The sequence below is a fragment of the Bacillus sp. BB51/4 genome (assembly GCF_008368845.1).
Classification (GTDB): domain Bacteria; phylum Bacillota; class Bacilli; order Bacillales; family Bacillaceae_G; genus Bacillus_A; species Bacillus_A wiedmannii.
Genome location: NZ_QOSC01000020.1, coordinates 40,541 through 58,229, shown reverse-complemented (window position 1 = coordinate 58,229; position 17,689 = coordinate 40,541). Strand labels below are relative to the sequence as shown.

General features: G+C 36.9%; 19 protein-coding genes and 1 other annotated feature. All 19 genes read left to right on the top strand.

The window, feature by feature from the left end; translation table 11 throughout:
* The first annotated feature begins 220 nt into the window (after positions 1–220).
* The 19 genes from ctsR (at position 221) to nusG (ending at position 17,611) form a co-directional block, all read left to right on the top strand.
* Entirely contained in the window at positions 221–682 is a 462-nt protein-coding gene (gene ctsR / locus DN392_RS26185; protein WP_001244556.1) for a transcriptional regulator CtsR, read from the top strand.
* A 173-nt stretch (positions 683–855) separates the two neighbouring features.
* Positions 856–1,404, top strand: a complete 549-nt coding sequence (locus DN392_RS26180) for a protein-arginine kinase activator protein McsA (RefSeq protein ID WP_000128406.1) — start codon at positions 856–858, stop codon at positions 1,402–1,404.
* 4 nt (positions 1,405–1,408) lie between these two features.
* Positions 1,409–2,473, top strand: coding sequence for a protein-arginine kinase McsB (locus DN392_RS26175; protein WP_061672638.1), 1,065 nt, complete (start codon positions 1,409–1,411; stop codon positions 2,471–2,473).
* Positions 2,474–2,495: 22 nt separating this feature from the next.
* Positions 2,496–4,931: an ATP-dependent protease ATP-binding subunit ClpC gene (gene clpC / locus DN392_RS26170; RefSeq protein ID WP_000971181.1), complete on the top strand. Its 2,436-nt coding sequence runs from the start codon at positions 2,496–2,498 to the stop codon at positions 4,929–4,931.
* A gap of 96 nt (positions 4,932–5,027) precedes the next feature.
* A complete protein-coding gene (gene radA, locus DN392_RS26165; protein WP_001085204.1) occupies positions 5,028–6,404 on the top strand; it encodes a DNA repair protein RadA in 1,377 nt (458 codons plus the stop codon).
* 3 nt (positions 6,405–6,407) lie between these two features.
* Positions 6,408–7,481, top strand: a complete 1,074-nt coding sequence (disA, locus tag DN392_RS26160; protein ID WP_000392165.1) for a DNA integrity scanning diadenylate cyclase DisA — start codon at positions 6,408–6,410, stop codon at positions 7,479–7,481.
* 160 nt (positions 7,482–7,641) lie between these two features.
* Entirely contained in the window at positions 7,642–8,745 is a 1,104-nt protein-coding gene (locus DN392_RS26155) for a PIN/TRAM domain-containing protein (protein ID WP_000919686.1), read from the top strand.
* A 16-nt stretch (positions 8,746–8,761) separates the two neighbouring features.
* The gene (ispD, locus tag DN392_RS26150) at positions 8,762–9,442 is read left to right on the top strand and encodes a 2-C-methyl-D-erythritol 4-phosphate cytidylyltransferase (protein WP_000288298.1); all 681 of its coding nucleotides are present in this window, start codon (positions 8,762–8,764) and stop codon (positions 9,440–9,442) included.
* A 115-nt stretch (positions 9,443–9,557) separates the two neighbouring features.
* Complete coding sequence (gene ispF, locus DN392_RS26145; RefSeq protein WP_000488386.1) at positions 9,558–10,034, top strand: 2-C-methyl-D-erythritol 2,4-cyclodiphosphate synthase; 477 nt, start codon at positions 9,558–9,560, stop codon at positions 10,032–10,034.
* 89 nt (positions 10,035–10,123) lie between these two features.
* Positions 10,124–11,581 (top strand): glutamate--tRNA ligase, encoded by a 1,458-nt coding sequence (gltX, locus tag DN392_RS26140; protein WP_000415158.1) that lies wholly within the window; start codon positions 10,124–10,126, stop codon positions 11,579–11,581.
* A gap of 47 nt (positions 11,582–11,628) precedes the next feature.
* Positions 11,629–11,875 (top strand) — a binding site (T-box leader).
* Positions 11,876–12,022: 147 nt separating this feature from the next.
* Complete coding sequence (cysE, locus tag DN392_RS26135) at positions 12,023–12,688, top strand: serine O-acetyltransferase (protein WP_000476500.1); 666 nt, start codon at positions 12,023–12,025, stop codon at positions 12,686–12,688.
* A complete protein-coding gene (gene cysS / locus DN392_RS26130) occupies positions 12,669–14,066 on the top strand; it encodes a cysteine--tRNA ligase (protein WP_000152265.1) in 1,398 nt (465 codons plus the stop codon). The genes cysE and cysS overlap by 20 nt, the downstream gene beginning before the upstream one ends.
* A 2-nt stretch (positions 14,067–14,068) precedes the next feature.
* Positions 14,069–14,476, top strand: a complete 408-nt coding sequence (locus DN392_RS26125; RefSeq protein ID WP_000564263.1) for a Mini-ribonuclease 3 — start codon at positions 14,069–14,071, stop codon at positions 14,474–14,476.
* The gene (gene rlmB, locus DN392_RS26120; RefSeq protein WP_000093757.1) at positions 14,473–15,216 is read left to right on the top strand and encodes a 23S rRNA (guanosine(2251)-2'-O)-methyltransferase RlmB; all 744 of its coding nucleotides are present in this window, start codon (positions 14,473–14,475) and stop codon (positions 15,214–15,216) included. Before DN392_RS26125 ends, rlmB begins: the two co-directional genes overlap by 4 nt.
* 3 nt (positions 15,217–15,219) lie before the next feature.
* The gene (locus DN392_RS26115) at positions 15,220–15,732 is read left to right on the top strand and encodes an NYN domain-containing protein (protein WP_000997888.1); all 513 of its coding nucleotides are present in this window, start codon (positions 15,220–15,222) and stop codon (positions 15,730–15,732) included.
* Between the two features lie 67 nt (positions 15,733–15,799).
* The gene (locus tag DN392_RS26110; protein WP_000387198.1) at positions 15,800–16,459 is read left to right on the top strand and encodes an RNA polymerase factor sigma-70; all 660 of its coding nucleotides are present in this window, start codon (positions 15,800–15,802) and stop codon (positions 16,457–16,459) included.
* A gap of 128 nt (positions 16,460–16,587) precedes the next feature.
* Positions 16,588–16,734, top strand: a complete 147-nt coding sequence (gene rpmG, locus DN392_RS26105; RefSeq protein WP_002070160.1) for a 50S ribosomal protein L33 — start codon at positions 16,588–16,590, stop codon at positions 16,732–16,734.
* A gap of 32 nt (positions 16,735–16,766) precedes the next feature.
* A complete protein-coding gene (gene secE, locus DN392_RS26100) occupies positions 16,767–16,946 on the top strand; it encodes a preprotein translocase subunit SecE (RefSeq protein ID WP_001241321.1) in 180 nt (59 codons plus the stop codon).
* Positions 16,947–17,077: 131 nt separating this feature from the next.
* Entirely contained in the window at positions 17,078–17,611 is a 534-nt protein-coding gene (nusG, locus tag DN392_RS26095) for a transcription termination/antitermination protein NusG (protein ID WP_000415794.1), read from the top strand.
* Positions 17,612–17,689 lie beyond the last annotated feature (78 nt).

The window sequence follows — 17,689 nt, the reverse complement described above, 5'->3', positions numbered from 1 at the left end:
GACGTCGCCAAGCAACTAAACACGAGTCAAATGACTCGTGTTTTTTCGTGTTTTCTTTTATAATCCATAGTAATTAAAAAATGTGTTTAAATAATTATTATTTTGATTAAATACAGGGGAATGTGGCTAGGATAGTGAATAAGCAAAAGAGTTGCAAATTTTATTAATACGTATATAATTAAAGTCAAAGATAGTCAAAGTCAATAAGGGTGGCGGATAAATGAGAAATATATCTGATATCATTGAGCAATATCTAAAGCAAGTTATTGACTTAAGTAATAATAATGTGATTGAAATCAAAAGAAATGAGATTGCGGATCGATTCGAGTGCGTACCATCTCAAATCAATTATGTAATCAATACCCGTTTTACGATAGAAAGAGGATTTGTTGTAGAAAGTAAACGTGGTGGAGGAGGTTACATTCGCATTATAAAAGTCAAACTGCATGACGATATAGACATGATCGATCAAATGCTTCATATGATTGATCATAGCGTTGCGCAAGGGAATGCAGAGAGTATGATTATACGTTTAATAGAAGAGGGCATCATAACAAATCGTGAAGCTAAACTTATGTTAAGTGTACTAGATCGTTCTGTATTATCAATGGATGTTCCTTCTCGAGATGAACTTAGGGCTCGAATATTATGCGCAATGTTAAGAACACTGAAATATAAATAAATATAGCTTTTGTAAAAGAATAATAACTAAGAGATAAGGCAGTTAAATATTGTAGAGGTTTTGAAACAAGAACACGCACTTTTATTTAAACAAATAAAGGAAAGTGAACAATCTAGTAATGTATGAAAAGTACTATCAGATAGATCGTTCCTATTGTAAAGGTGGGGATAGTGATGACTTGTCAAAACTGTAATATAAGACCAGCAACTTTACATTATACAAAAGTAATCAACGAACAGAAGACGGAAGTTCATCTTTGTGAGCAATGTGCAGAACAAAGTGGCTATACGTCTTTCTTTCAATCACCGCAGTCTAACTTTTCATTCCATGATTTATTTGCTGGGTTATTACACGGTGAATCAACAATGTTTGAAGAAGGACAAAACGGGCTTTCGAATACAAGTATATTAAGGTGTCCAGATTGTAAGATGACATCTGAGCAATTTACAAAGGTGGGACGCTTTGGATGTGCTTCTTGTTACGATACATTTAAGGAACATTTAAAGCCATTATTAAAACGTCTGCACGGCGGACATACAGATCATTGTGGAAAAATTCCGGAACGTATAGAAGGAAATCTTCACTTAAAGAAAGAATTAGATGAACTAAAACTCATTCTGAAACAATACGTACAGAAAGAGGAGTTTGAGAAAGCTGCTGAAGTAAGGGATAAAATTCGAGGTCTTGAAAATCAGCTTAGTGAGCATAGAGAGGGGGAATAGTTCTATGTCACTGGACAAAATTATGAATGAAGCGATTAGTCCATGGATGAAGGGGGATGGCCCTGATTCGGATATTGTTTTAAGTAGTCGAATTCGTTTGGCTCGTAATTTTAAAAAATATCAATTCTCTACTATGCAAAACGAAGAAGAAGCTAAACAGATTCATGAATTATTTAAAAAGGAATTTATAAATAAAACGGTAGAACCTTTTGGAGAGTTTGAACTATTAAAAATGAATGAATTAACGCCTCTTCAAAGGAGAGTATTAGTTGAAAAGCATTTAATTAGTCCTAACCTTGCAGGCACAGAATATGGAGCATGTCTATTATCAGAAAGCGAACATATTAGTGTTATGCTTAATGAAGAAGACCACATTAGGATACAGTGCTTATTTTCAGGGTTGCAGTTATCAGAGGCCCTTCAAAGTGCCAATCAAATAGATAATTGGATAGAGGAAGAGGTTGAATATGCTTTTGATGAATCACTTGGATATATAACGAGCTGCCCTACTAACGTTGGTACAGGATTGAGGGCTTCCGTAATGCTTCACTTACCGGGACTCGTTTTAACGAAAAGAATTAGCCGCATTATACAAGTAATTCAAAAATTAGGGTTAGTAGTAAGAGGAATATACGGTGAAGGTAGCGAAGCGTTAGGTAATATATTTCAAGTGTCAAATCAAATGACGCTAGGAAAATCTGAAGAAGATATTATTGCAGATTTAAAGAGTGTCATTCAACAAATCATACAGCAAGAAAAAATGGCTAGAGAATTAATTGTACAAAATTCAAGTATTGAGCTTGAAGATAAAGTTTATCGCTCTTATGGCATACTAGCAAACAGTCGTTTAATTCAATCTGCAGAAGCGGCCACTTGCTTATCAGATGTACGACTTGGTATTGATTTAGGATATATAAAAGGTGTATCGAGAAATATTTTGACTGAGCTAATGGTTCTTACACAACCAGGCATTTTACAACAATATGCAGGCGGACCTTTAGGACCAGAAGAAAGAGATTATCGAAGAGCAACCTTAATCCGTGAGCGATTACGTATTGAAAAAAACTAAGCGCAAGTAGGAGGCGATTTCTATGATGTTTGGAAGATTTACAGAAAGAGCACAGAAAGTATTAGCTTTATCTCAAGAGGAAGCAATTCGTATTGGGCATAATAATATTGGAACAGAACACATTTTACTTGGGCTTGTACGCGAAGGTGAAGGAATTGCAGCAAAAGCGTTAATTGCTCTTGGATTAAGTCCAGAGAAGGTTCAAAAAGAGGTAGAAGCGTTAATTGGACGCGGAACAGAAGCTTCTCAAACTGTACATTATACACCGCGTGCTAAAAAGGTTATTGAGTTGTCTATGGATGAAGCTCGTAAATTAGGTCATTCTTACGTTGGAACAGAACATATCTTACTTGGTTTAATCCGTGAAGGTGAAGGTGTAGCAGCACGTGTTTTAAATAACTTAGGTGTTAGCCTAAATAAGGCAAGACAACAAGTATTGCAACTTCTCGGAAGTAATGAAGCAAGTTCAGGTCACCAAGGTGGTTCTTCAACGAATGCAAATACACCAACACTGGATAGCTTAGCACGTGATTTAACAGTTGTTGCACGTGAAAATCGTCTAGATCCTGTTATCGGTCGTGGTAAAGAAATTCAACGTGTAATTGAAGTTTTAAGCCGTAGAACAAAAAACAATCCTGTATTAATTGGAGAACCTGGTGTAGGTAAAACGGCAATTGCAGAAGGATTAGCACAACAAATTGTAAATAATGAAGTTCCTGAAACATTAAGAGATAAGCGTGTTATGACACTAGATATGGGTACAGTTGTAGCTGGAACGAAATATCGTGGTGAATTTGAAGATCGTTTAAAGAAAGTTATGGATGAAATCCGTCAAGCTGGAAATATTATTCTATTTATTGATGAACTTCATACATTAATTGGTGCAGGTGGAGCAGAAGGTGCAATTGATGCATCGAACATTTTAAAACCATCTTTAGCACGCGGAGAGTTACAATGTATCGGGGCGACAACCTTAGATGAATATCGTAAATATATTGAAAAAGACGCGGCTTTAGAAAGACGTTTCCAACCAATTCATGTTGATGAGCCAAGTTTAGACGAATCAACTCAAATCTTGAAAGGTTTACGTGATCGTTACGAAGCGCATCACCGTGTATCTATTACAGATGATGCAATCGATGCAGCTGTAAAGCTTTCAGACCGCTATATTACAGATCGTTTCTTACCAGATAAAGCAATTGATTTAATTGATGAAGCCGCTTCAAAGGTTCGCTTACGCTCTTATACAACACCACCAAATCTAAAAGAGCTTGAAGTAAAGCTTGAGGAAATTAGAAAAGAAAAAGATGCAGCTGTGCAAAGTCAAGAATTTGAAAAAGCTGCTTCCTTACGTGATATGGAACAACGCTTACGTGAAAAGTTAGAAGATACGAAGCGTCAATGGAAAGAGCAACAAGGAAAAGAAAACTCAGAAGTGACAGTAGAAGATATTGCAAATGTCGTTTCTACGTGGACTCGTATACCGGTTTCTAAACTTGCACAAACAGAGACTGATAAATTATTAAACTTAGAATCCATTCTTCACAACCGTGTTATTGGTCAAGATGAAGCGGTAGTAGCTGTAGCGAAAGCTGTTCGTCGTGCTAGAGCAGGATTGAAAGATCCGAAACGTCCGATTGGTTCATTTATTTTCTTAGGACCAACAGGTGTAGGTAAAACAGAACTAGCAAGAGCATTAGCAGAATCTATGTTCGGTGATGAGGATGCAATGATTCGCATCGATATGTCTGAGTACATGGAGAAGCATTCGACTTCTCGTTTAGTTGGATCTCCTCCAGGATATGTTGGATATGAAGAAGGTGGACAATTAACAGAAAAGGTTCGCCGTAAGCCATATTCAGTTGTCCTATTAGATGAAGTAGAGAAAGCTCATCCTGATGTGTTTAACATTTTACTACAAGTATTAGAAGATGGTCGCTTAACGGATTCTAAAGGGCGTACAGTTGATTTCCGTAATACAATTGTTATTATGACATCTAACGTTGGTGCAGATGCGTTAAAACGTAATAAACATCTTGGATTTAACGTACAAGATGAGAGCCGCGATTATTCAGATATGAAAGGTAAAGTAATGGATGAACTGAAAAAGGCATTTCGTCCAGAATTCTTAAACCGTATTGATGAAATTATCGTGTTCCATATGCTTGAGAAAAAACATATTCAAGAGATTGTAACACTTATGGTGAATCAGTTAGTGAAGCGCTTAAAAGAGCAAGAGATTGAATTGCATTTAACAGAAGGAGCGATTTCAGCCATTGCTGATAAAGGATTTGACCGAGAATACGGTGCTCGTCCGCTTCGTAGAGCAATTCAGAAACATGTAGAAGATAGACTATCGGAAGAACTTTTAAAAGGTGCTATTGAGAAAGGACAAAAAGTTATCTTTGATGTTGAAGGGGAATCATTTGTCATTCATAGTGCTGAAAAGGTAAAATAAGTATAGACAAACTAAGAGGGCTACGAGATAGCCCTCTTTCTTGTACGAGAAGGATAAATTGTTTATAGATGAAAGTGAAGTGAAATATAAAACGATATGGCTAAAAAGAAAACAAAATTCACATGTCAAGAGTGTGGTTATCAGTCACCAAAATATATGGGGAAATGCCCTGGTTGTGGTCAATGGAATACGCTTGTTGAAGAGATGGAACCGGTTGTATCATCAAGACGCCTTAATTATGCCAATGCAATTCAATCGGAAGTAACAAAACCAAGACGCCTAACAGAAGTAGAAACAAAATCTGAGGCACGTATTGAAACAAAATTCCAAGAGTTTAACCGTGTACTTGGTGGTGGGATTGTAGATGGATCCTTAGTACTTATTGGTGGAGATCCTGGGATTGGGAAATCAACATTGTTATTACAAATTTCATCGCAATTAGCAGATTCTTCATATGATGTACTATACATATCAGGTGAGGAGTCAGCAAAGCAGATTAAACTTCGTGCAGATCGTTTGCATGTAAAGGGTAGTAATCTATTTGTTGTAGCAGAAACGGATCTACAGCGAATTGCAGCGCACATTGAAGAGATGAATCCAGCTTTTGTTGTTATTGACTCTATTCAAACGATACATTTACCTGAAGTGACGTCAGCCCCAGGAAGTGTAGCGCAAGTACGTGAATGTACAGCGGAATTAATGAAACTTGCAAAAACGAAAGGAATTCCTATTTTTATCGTCGGACATGTAACAAAAGAGGGGGCAATTGCAGGACCTCGTATGTTAGAACATATGGTCGATGCAGTTCTTTACTTTGAAGGAGATCGTCATCATACATATCGTATTTTGCGAGCTGTGAAGAATCGTTTTGGTTCCACGAATGAAATGGGTATTTTTGAAATGAAAGAGCTTGGTCTTGCGGAAGTCTTAAACCCTTCTGAAATTTTTCTTGAGGAAAGACCCGTTGGAGTCGCAGGATCAACAGTAGTTGCCTCAATGGAAGGAACAAGACCAGTTTTAGTAGAAATACAAGCATTAATCTCCCCTACTAGTTTTGGAAACCCTCGAAGAATGGCGACGGGAATTGATCATAACCGTGTATCGCTTATTATGGCAGTGCTAGAAAAAAGAACAGGTTTATTATTGCAAAACCAAGACGCATATTTAAAAGTAGCAGGTGGTTTGAAATTAGATGAACCAGCAATTGATTTAGCTGTGGCTTTAAGTATTGCTTCAAGTTTTAGAGATAAACCTACGACACCAACTGATGCAGTAATAGGAGAAGTAGGATTAACTGGAGAAATAAGAAGAGTATCAAGAATTGAACAACGTGTACAAGAAGCAGCTAAATTAGGATTCCAACGTGCTATTATTCCTAGAAAAAATTTGGGGGGATGGACAATTCCGGATGGGATTGAGGTAGTAGGTGTATCTAATTTAGGGGAAGCGCTTCGTTTGACATTAGGAGGCTAGGCTATGGAAGAAAACAAGCAACGTGTCAAAAGTATGATTAATATTTTACAGCTCGTGGCCCCAGGAACACCACTGCGCGAAGGGATAGATAATGTGCTTCGCGCACAAACAGGGGGACTAATTGTTCTTGGGTATAATGAACAAATTAAAAGTATTGTTGATGGGGGATTTCACATTAATTGTGCATTCTCTCCTGCTAGTTTATACGAATTAGCAAAAATGGATGGGGCACTTATTTTAAATGAAACTGGAAGTAAAATTTTAATTGCAAATGCACAGTTAGTTCCAGAGGCATCTATTGATTCTATTGAAACAGGTATGCGCCACCGGACGGCAGAGCGTGTAGCAAAGCAGACAGGTAGTCTCGTTGTGGCTATTTCACAAAGACGTAACGTAATTACACTATATCAAGGGAATTTACGTTATACACTAAAGGATATAGGTGTTATTTTAACAAAGGCAAACCAAGCTATTCAAACGTTAGAAAAATATAAGGCTGTATGGAATGATGGTATTACGAATTTGGGCATTCTAGAATTTGAAGAAGTCGTTACAATGTCCGAGGTGGTTCATGTGTTACATAGTGTTGAAATGGTACTGCGGATTAAAAATGAAATATTGAGCTATATTCATGAGCTAGGAACAGAAGGTAGGTTAATTCGTTTACAACTTACAGAACTACTAGCTGATTTAGAGGCAGAGGCAGCGTTATTAATTAAAGATTATTATCAAGAAAAAACACAAGACCATCATCAAATTTTGAAAAAGTTACAAGATCTTGCGAATACACAACTTCTAGAGGATAGCGATTTAGTTAAATTGCTTGGCTACCCAGGACAAATGAGTTTAGAAGAAAGTGTGACGCCGAGAGGATACCGAATCACAAGTAAAATTTCGCGCGTTCCGCCACTTATCATTGAAAATTTAATTAATCGATTTAAGACCTTGCAAGGTGTTTGTCGAGCAACTATTAATGAATTGGATGATGTGGAAGGAATTGGAGAAGTCAGGGCGAAGAAAATACGAGAAGGCCTAAAAAGAATCCAAGAGCATCTCTATATGAGTAGACACAATTAAGAATATTACATTGATTCCATAATATAACGACACTAGAACATTTTTGGTATATGATATGGTATATTGGTAAATAAAACTATTTATAAAAAAACACGTCCGCTTTTGCATTCGGCGTTTTGATTAGCGAAACAATGGTTAATAATGAGTAGGAGGTGGTTCGATGTTAAAACGGATTGTACAGCTCTTCTTTCTAGTAATTGGCGGAGCGTTAGGGATTTACTTAATCCCAAAAGTTATTAATGTATTAGACATCGGTGCTGTTCCATTATTGGAAGGATCGTATGTTCGTGCAATTATTGGTGCAATTATTTTATTTTTAACAACATTTTGGCTTGTAGATTATATTGTTCAACTTATTAAGCATATTGAAGAGGCTCTTGTAAAGGCGCCTGTAGCGGATGTTTTATTTGGTACATTAGGATTAATCTCTGGTCTTATTGTTGCATATTTAATTTTAATACCAATTCGTGAATTTACAATTCCAGTTATTAGTACAGTGTTGCAAGTGTTCTTTACTCTTTTACTTGGATATTTAGGATTCCAAGTAGGGTTTAAAAAGAGGAATGAATTGCTAGGATTATTTACATTACCACAACGTGGGAAGAAGAAAAATAATAATAGTGAGAATGAAGAAACTGAGGTAGAAGAATCTACAACTCATTGGAAAATTCTCGATACGAGTGTAATTATCGATGGGCGTATTGCTGATATTTGCCAAACAAAGTTTTTAGAAGGAACAATTGTGATTCCACAATTCGTGTTAGAAGAACTTCAGCACATTGCCGATTCTTCTGATGCTTTAAAGCGTAATCGTGGTCGCAGAGGATTAGATATTTTAAATCGTATTCAAAAAGAGATGCCAATTCCGGTAGAAATTTATGAAGGCGATTTCGATGATATTCAAGAAGTGGATAGCAAACTTGTAAAGTTGGCGAAAATCACTGGTGGAACGGTAGTAACGAATGATTTCAACTTAAACAAAGTTTCTGAATTACAAGGGGTAACGGTGTTAAATATTAACGATTTAGCTAATGCAATTAAACCTGTTGTACTCCCAGGTGAAGAACTGAGTGTTTATGTTGTCAAAGATGGAAAAGAACAAAATCAAGGTGTTGCATATTTAGATGATGGCACGATGATTGTAGTAGAAGATGGTAGAGAATATGTAGGTTCACAACTCAATGTGCTTGTTACTAGTGTGTTACAAACATCGGCTGGGCGTATGATTTTCGCCAAACGTAAATTATTAGAAAAAGCATTATAAGTAGAGGATTATTAATATGTATACATTAATTATTCCAGCAGCTGGTCAAGGTAAGCGGATGGGTGCTGGTAAAAACAAGTTGTTCTTACTTATTAATGAAGTACCGATTATTGTGCATACGTTACGTGCTTTTGAAAAAGATAAAGCATGCAAAAGTATTATTATGGCAATTAACGAAGAAGAACGTCCGTATTTTGAAGAATTAATGCAGAAGTACCCGATTGAAAAGCCAGTACAATTTATTCAGGGCGGAGCCGAAAGACAAGATAGTGTATATAACGCCATTCAGTATACTAGTGATGTTGAGTATGTTCTTGTACATGACGGCGCGCGTCCATTTGTAACGAATAAAGTAATTCAAGATGTATTAACTGCAGCGGAAAAATATGGAGCGTCCATTTGTGCGGTACCAGTGAAAGATACAGTTAAGAAAGTAGAGCAGGGTATCGTTGTCGAAACGGTAGAAAGATCTCAGCTTAAAGCTGTACAAACACCACAAGGGTTCGCTGTTTCTCTTTTGTTAGAAGCTCACAGAAGTGCAAAACAGGGTTGTTTCCTTGGTACAGATGATGCAAGCCTCGTAGAACGTATCGGGAAGCAAGTAGGTGTAGTAGAGGGGAGTTACTATAATATTAAAGTGACGACTCCAGAGGATTTATTAATTGCTGAAAGTTTTCTTCATGTTCAAAAGAAATGACAGTGATGATTATAGCGAAAAAAAGCTCGGCAACAGCCGGGCTTTTCTTTATAAGGATAGCGATATAATATAGAATCATAAAGCACTGTAGTTTAGCTTGAGGAGGATGTAAAAAATGTTTCGAATTGGACAAGGTTTTGATGTGCATGAGTTTGCGGAAGGTAGACCGTTAATTATTGGTGGAATTACAATTCCTCATGAGAAAGGATTAATTGGTCATTCAGATGCAGACGTATTGTTACATACGATTGCGGATGCGTGTTTAGGTGCAATTGCAGCTGGGGATATTGGAAAGCATTTCCCTGATACAGATCCTGCTTTTAAAGATGCTGATTCAGCTGTATTGCTGCAAAAGGTTTGGGAATTTGTACGTGAACAAGGTTACGAGTTAGGGAATCTAGATTGTACAATTATTGCTCAAAAGCCAAAGATGGCACCACATATTGAAAGTATGCGTAAACGTATTAGTGAACTATTAGAAACGTCTATTGACAATATCAATGTAAAGGCAACAACAACAGAAAAATTAGGATTTACAGGTAGAGAAGAAGGAATCGCTTCTCAAGCAGTTGTTTTATTACAGAAAAAATAATGGTTTTTAATTCGTAAGATGGATAATCACATTTTTTTGGTGTACAATTATAGAATGTGTTGACATTAAGAATGGAAGGTGTACCAATTATGGAAAAGCAAGTGAGAGTGCGCTATGCGCCAAGTCCAACAGGACACTTACATATCGGAAATGCGCGTACGGCATTATTTAATTATTTATTTGCTCGTCATCAAGATGGTAAGTTTATTATTCGTATTGAAGATACTGATGTGAAACGTAATGTTGCTGGTGGAGAAGAAAGCCAATTAAAATACTTGAAATGGCTCGGTATGGACTGGGATGAAGGTGTTGATGTTGGTGGTGAATTTGGACCATATCGTCAAACAGAGCGTTTAGATATTTATAAAAAATTATATGAAGATTTATTAGAGCGCGGTTTAGCTTACAAATGTTATATGACAGAAGAAGAGCTAGAAGCAGAGCGTGAAGGGCAAATCTCTCGTGGTGAAACACCGCGTTATGCTGGAAACCACCGTGATTTAACTGAGGAGCAAATGAAGGGATTTGAGGCTGAAGGCCGCATTCCGAGTATTCGTTTCCGTGTACCGGTTGATCGCGACTACACGTTTAAAGATATCGTAAAAGATGAAGTTGCATTCCATTCAAATGATTTCGGTGATTTCGTTATCGTGAAAAAAGATGGAATTCCAACTTATAACTTTGCGGTAGCAGTAGATGATCACTTAATGGAGATTACACATGTACTTCGTGGTGATGATCATATTTCAAATACGCCAAAACAAATGATGATTTACGAAGCTTTCGGTTGGGATATTCCGCAATTTGGTCATATGACTTTAATTGTAAACGAAAGCCGTAAAAAGTTAAGTAAGCGTGATGAATCTATTATTCAATTTATTGAGCAATATAAAGAGCTTGGATATCTTCCAGAAGCAATCTTTAACTTTATTGCACTATTAGGTTGGTCGCCAGTAGGAGAAGAGGAAATCTTCTCTCAAGATGAGTTTATCAAAATGTTCGATGCAGCTCGTTTATCAAAATCGCCTGCATTATTTGATTCTCAAAAACTAAAATGGATGAACAACCAATATATGAAAAAGCAAGACTTAGATATGGTGGTAGAGTTAAGTTTACCGCATCTAGTGAAAGCTGGACGTATAGGTGAAACTCTAAGTGAACAAGAACAAGCTTGGATTCGTGATGTAATTGCGTTATATCATGAACAAATGAGTTTTGGAGCTGAAATTGTAGAGCTTTCTGAAATGTTCTTCAAAGATCATGTTGATTATGAAGAAGAAGGACAAGAAGTATTAAAAGGTGAACAAGTACCAGAAGTACTTCGTGCATTTGCGGGTCAAGTAGAAGCACTAGAAGCGATGGAACCAGCAGCAATTAAGGCGGCTATTAAAGCAGTGCAAAAGGAAACAGGTCATAAAGGTAAAAACTTATTTATGCCAATCCGTGTTGCAACTACTGGTCAAACACATGGCCCAGAGCTTCCTAATGCTATTGCACTTCTTGGAAAAGAAAAAGTTTTAAATCGTCTTCAAAAAGTAATTGGTTAACATTTTCTAGATTTAGAAATATAATAAGTATACTTAAAACCTAATAAGGAAAAGCGACGAGAAGGAGAAGTAGAAAATCAGGCTTTTTACAGAGAGAACCACCTTTAGGCTGGAAGTGGTTTATAAGCGGATTTTTGAAATGCCCCTTCGAGTCTTCTGCTGAACAGCGAATTGTTTTGTGAAACGTCTTAGGGCGTAAAGTAAGCAGAAGCGGTGTACACCGTTATCATAGATGAGTTTGAGGCTTTTTTTAGCCTAAACAGAGTGGAACCGCGCTTATAAGGCGTCTCTGTCAATATGACAGAGGCGTCTTTTTTTATACCGTAAAAGTGGATATGAGTATAAGTTTTATCCCTGTGTATAAAGGTTTAGGGGGATAAGTAGGGAGTAAAGGGAGTTAGTTCACTCGAAAAAGCAGCCCATAAAGGGGAGGGAACATCGATGTTTAAGAGGCTTCGGGAAGATATTGAAGTCGTTTTTGAACAGGATCCAGCGGCAAGAAGTTATTTCGAAGTCATTTTGACTTACTCTGGATTACATGCAGTTTGGGCCCATCGAATTGCACATGCTTTTTATAAAAAGAATTTCTTCTTTATTGCACGTTGGATCTCACAAGTTAGTCGTTTCTTTACTGGTATTGAGATTCATCCAGGAGCAACAATTGGTCGTCGTTTTTTCATAGACCATGGAATGGGGGTTGTAATTGGAGAAACGTGCGAAATTGGTGATAATGTAACGATCTATCAAGGTGTTACATTAGGTGGTACGGGTAAAGAAAAGGGGAAGAGGCATCCTACAATTCAGGATAATGTACTAATTGCAACAGGTGCTAAAGTACTAGGTTCTATTACAGTTGGGGAGAATTCTAAAATTGGAGCAGGGTCTGTCGTATTAAAAGAAGTGCCTGCACATTCTACAGTTGTAGGTATACCTGGCCGAGTCGTTATTCAAAATGGAGTAAAGATCGGTCAAGAATTAAATCATTCTGACCTTCCAGACCCAATTTTTGATAAGTTAAAGGTCATGGAAGTAGAACTTGATAAATTGAAAAAACAACTTGAAGTAAAGGTAGAAAGGAAGGATAAAAATGACTATTCACATTTATAATACGTTAACGCGTCAAAAGGAAGAGTTTACTCCATTAGAAGAAAATAAGGTAAAGATGTATGTGTGTGGACCTACAGTTTATAACTATATTCACATTGGGAATGCAAGACCACCTATGGTATTTGATACGGTACGCCGTTATTTAGAATATAAAGGGTATGATGTGCAGTATGTATCTAACTTTACTGACGTAGATGATAAATTAATTAAAGCAGCAAATGAATTAGGTGAAGATGTGCCGACAATTGCTGACCGTTTCGTTGAAGCGTATTTTGAAGATGTAACGGCACTAGGTTGCAAACATGCAACAGTTCATCCGCGTGTAACGGAAAATATGGATATCATTATTGAATTTATTCAAGAACTTGTGAATAAAGGATATGCATATGAATCAGAAGGTGATGTGTACTTTAGAACGAAGGAATTTGAAGGATACGGTAAATTATCGCATCAACCAATCGCCGACTTACGTCACGGTGCGCGCATTGAAGTAGGAGAAAAGAAACAAGACCCTCTTGATTTTGCTTTATGGAAAGCTGCGAAAGAAGGAGAAATCTTCTGGGAAAGCCCTTGGGGGAAAGGTCGTCCAGGCTGGCATATTGAATGCTCAGCAATGGCGCGTAAATACTTAGGAGATACAATCGATATTCATGCTGGTGGTCAAGACTTGGCATTTCCTCATCATGAGAATGAAATTGCGCAGTCTGAGGCATTAACAGGAAAAACATTTGCACGTTATTGGATGCACAATGGATATATTAATATTAATAATGAGAAGATGTCTAAGTCACTGGGGAACTTCATTTTAGTTCACGATATCATTAAGCAATATGATCCACAGCTAATTAGATTCTTTATGCTATCGGTACATTACCGTCACCCAATTAATTTCAGTGAAGATTTACTACAAAGCACAAATAATGGACTGGAAAGAATTAAAACGGCTTACGGTAATTTAAAACACCGTATGGAAAGTAGTACTGATTTAACAGATCATAATGAAAAATGGTTAGCGGAACTGGAAAAATTCCAGACTGCATTTGAAGAAGCAATGAATGATGACTTCAACACTGCTAATGCAATCACTGAGTTATATAATGTAGCAAATCATGCAAATCAATATTTACTGGAAGAACATACGTCTACAGTTGTAATTGAAGCATACGTAAAACAACTTGAAACATTATTTGATATTTTAGGGTTAGAATTAGCGCAAGAAGAGTTGCTTGATGAAGAAATTGAGGTACTTATTCAAAAGCGCATTGAAGCTCGTAAAAATCGTGATTTTGCGTTATCGGATCAAATTCGCGATGATTTAAAAGACCGTAATATTATTTTAGAAGATACCGCTCAAGGTACAAGATGGAAAAGAGGATAAGAATGATTGATGCAAAGCAATTAAACAGCTTAGCGTTAGCATATATGGGTGATGCGGTATATGAACAATATATCCGCTATCACCTACTTCAAAAAGGGAAAGTTCGTCCTAATCAATTGCATCGATTAGGGACAAGCTTTGTTTCGGCAAAAGCACAGGCGAAAGTTGTTTATCATTTATTAGAGACAGCATTTTTAACAGAGGAAGAAGAGGCGGTACTAAGAAGAGGGCGTAATGCAAATTCAGGTACTGTCCCGAAAAATACTGATGTACAAACATATCGATATAGTACAGCCTTTGAAGCGCTAATTGGCTATCATCACTTATTAAATAATCGTGAAAGATTAGACGAAATTGTATATAAGGCAATTGCTGTTTTAGAAGAAAAGGAAGGGGGCACATCATCATGAGTAGTGAATATATTATCGGACGTAACCCTGTAATTGAAGCGTTACGCTCAGGAAGAGATATTAATAAAATTTGGATCGCGGAAGGTGCTGCCAAAGGACAGATACAAATTGTACTAGCACTAGCGAAAGAAAATAAGATTATTTTACAACATGCACCAAAGAAGAAATTAGATCAATTAGTTGAGGGGAACCATCAAGGTGTAATTGCTCAAGTGGCTGCATATCAATATGCTGAGCTGGAAGATCTATTTAAAGTGGCAGAGAAGCGTAACGAAGATCCGTTCTTCTTAATTTTAGATGAAATTGAAGACCCGCATAACCTAGGTTCTATTATGCGTACTGCGGATGCAACAGGAGCTCATGGAATTATTATTCCGAAAAGAAGAGCTGTGGGACTTACTGCATCAGTTGCGAAAGCATCGACTGGAGCAATTGAATATATTCCTGTTGCACGTGTAACGAATTTATCTCGTACAATCGATGAATTAAAAGAACGTGGACTTTGGATTGCTGGTACAGATGCAAAAGGGAAAACGGATTACCGTAATTTAGATGGTAAAATGCCAATTGGATTAGTAATTGGAAGTGAAGGAAAAGGTATGAGTCGTATTATTGGTGAAAAATGTGATTTCTTAATTACTTTACCGATGGTCGGTAAAGTTACATCCTTAAATGCTTCAGTAGCCGCAAGTTTGTTAATGTATGAGGTATATCGTAAGCGTCACGAAATTGGTAAATAAAAAATGAACGATATTTTAATCGTTGACGGTTACAACATTATCGGAGCTTGGGGAGACTTGAAGAAACTACGGGATGTAGATTTGCAATCATCAAGAGATGCACTGATTGATAAGATGGCGGATTACCAAGGATACACAGGTACAAAGGTAATGATAGTCTTTGATGCTTATACAGTCCAAGGTATTGAAAAAAAGATGAAACAATCGCGTGTGGAAGTCATATTCACGAGGAAGAATCAAACTGCAGATGAAAAGATAGAGCAGCTTGCGATTGAGCTTAGAAATATAAATACGCAAATATATGTTGCGACTTCTGATTATACGGAACAATGGGTTATATTTGCGCAAGGTGCTCTTCGGAAATCTGCACGTGAATTGGAGTTGGAAGTACAAGCGATGGAGCAACAAGTAAGAAGGCGTACACAAGACACAAAAGAAAAGCAACCCGCCATGCGAAAGATATTTAGTAAAGATATTACAGAAAAATTAGAAAAATTAAGAAGAGGAGAGCGTTGAAGCATTGACGCTCTTTATCTTTTTACTGTATAATATTGCTAAATAAATAGCGGTCGGAGGGATCAAGGTGGAAGCAGGCTTCGTAAGTGTAGGCGACGTTACATTTCGTGATTTAGAGGATGAGGCAATCGTTGAGTTAGTTCGAAAAGGTAATACTGACGCTCTAGAATATTTGATTCACAAATATAAGAACTTTGTTCGCGCGAAATCAAGATCTTATTTCTTAGTGGGTGCCGATCGAGAAGATATTGTTCAAGAAGGTATGATTGGATTGTTTAAAGCGATTCGTGATTATAAAGAGGACAAGCTGTCTTCATTCAAAGCATTTGCTGAACTGTGTATCACTCGGCAAATTATTACCGCTATTAAAACAGCAACAAGGCAAAAACATATTCCGTTAAATTCATATGTGTCTTTAGATAAGCCGATTTATGATGAGGAATCTGATCGGACATTATTAGATGTTATTTCGGAAGCGAAGGTAACGGATCCTGAAGAAATGATTATAAGTCAGGAAGAATATACAGACATAGAATCTAAAATATCTGAATTATTAAGCGATTTAGAAAGAAAAGTGCTTTCTTTATATCTAGATGGTCGTTCTTATCAAGAGATTTCGGAACAGTTAAATAGACATGTGAAATCTATTGATAACGCTTTACAGAGGGTGAAGCGGAAATTGGAACGATATATGGAAATGAGAGAGAGTACCACTTTAAATTCATAACAAATGCTACAGGTGTAAAAAATCACCTGTTTTCTTTTTGTAGAGAGTGCAAAAGGCATGTCATTGACATTGTCTTTTGTTGTATGATACATTTTTAGGGACATAATGTTACAAGGTTGGTGTAACTAATGAGAAAAAAAGTTGTACTCTCATGTGAAGAGTGTAAAAATCGAAACTACTCTACGATGAAAGATACGAGCTCAGTAGAGCGACTTGAAATAAAGAAGTTTTGTAAAACATGCAATCAGCATACAGTTCACAAGGAAACAAAATAAATAATTGAAATAATAAACTGGAGGTCCCGTAGATGCGTTTAACGAACTTTTTCGGCGATGTAGGTCGCGAAATGAAAAAAGTAAGTTGGCCTAAAAAAGATGAATTACTCCGTTCAACAGCGACTGTTATCGCTACAGTTGTCTTCTTTGCGATTTTCTTCGCAGTGGTTGATATGGGCATTTCTTCTTTAATTCGGTTAATTCTTGGTTAATTCTTGAATAAGAAGCACTTATCCATGATATAATGTTATTTATAAGAACTGTGTAAAAGCCCGGTGAACGGGTTTTTTCATTTGCGCAAAAAAATGTACGTCAGGGAGGGAAGGACGCTCGTCCTAAATGAATGGAAAAAAGTTGGTATGTTGTCCATACTTATTCTGGATATGAAAATAAAGTAAAAGCAAACCTAGAGAAACGTGTAGAATCAATGGGTATGCAAGATAAAATTTTCCGTGTTGTTGTCCCGGAAGAAGTAGAAGTAGAAATGAAAAACGGTAAAGAAAAATTAATGAAAAGAAAAGTGTTCCCAGGTTATGTATTAGTAGAGTTAATCATGACTGATGACTCTTGGTATGTTGTACGTAACACGCCAGGTGTAACTGGGTTCGTTGGTTCTTCTGGTTCTGGATCTAAACCATCACCTTTATTAGAAGAAGAAGTGGTTACCATTATGAAGCATATGGGAATGGACAACGAAGTGGTTGATTTCGACTTTGAACTTCATGAGACAGTGCGTGTAAATGAGGGGCCATTCGCAGATTATACAGGTGCTATTGAAGAAATTGATGTGGAGAAGAAAAAGGTTAGCGTGCTTGTGGACATGTTTGGTCGCGAGACTCCAGTTGAGCTTGACTTCCATCAAATTGAAAAATTATAAAATGAAACTTGAAATGAATTGTAAAAAGTGATAATATCTTTTAAGTCAGTACGTCTTCGTTATCGGAGACGTTTTTTG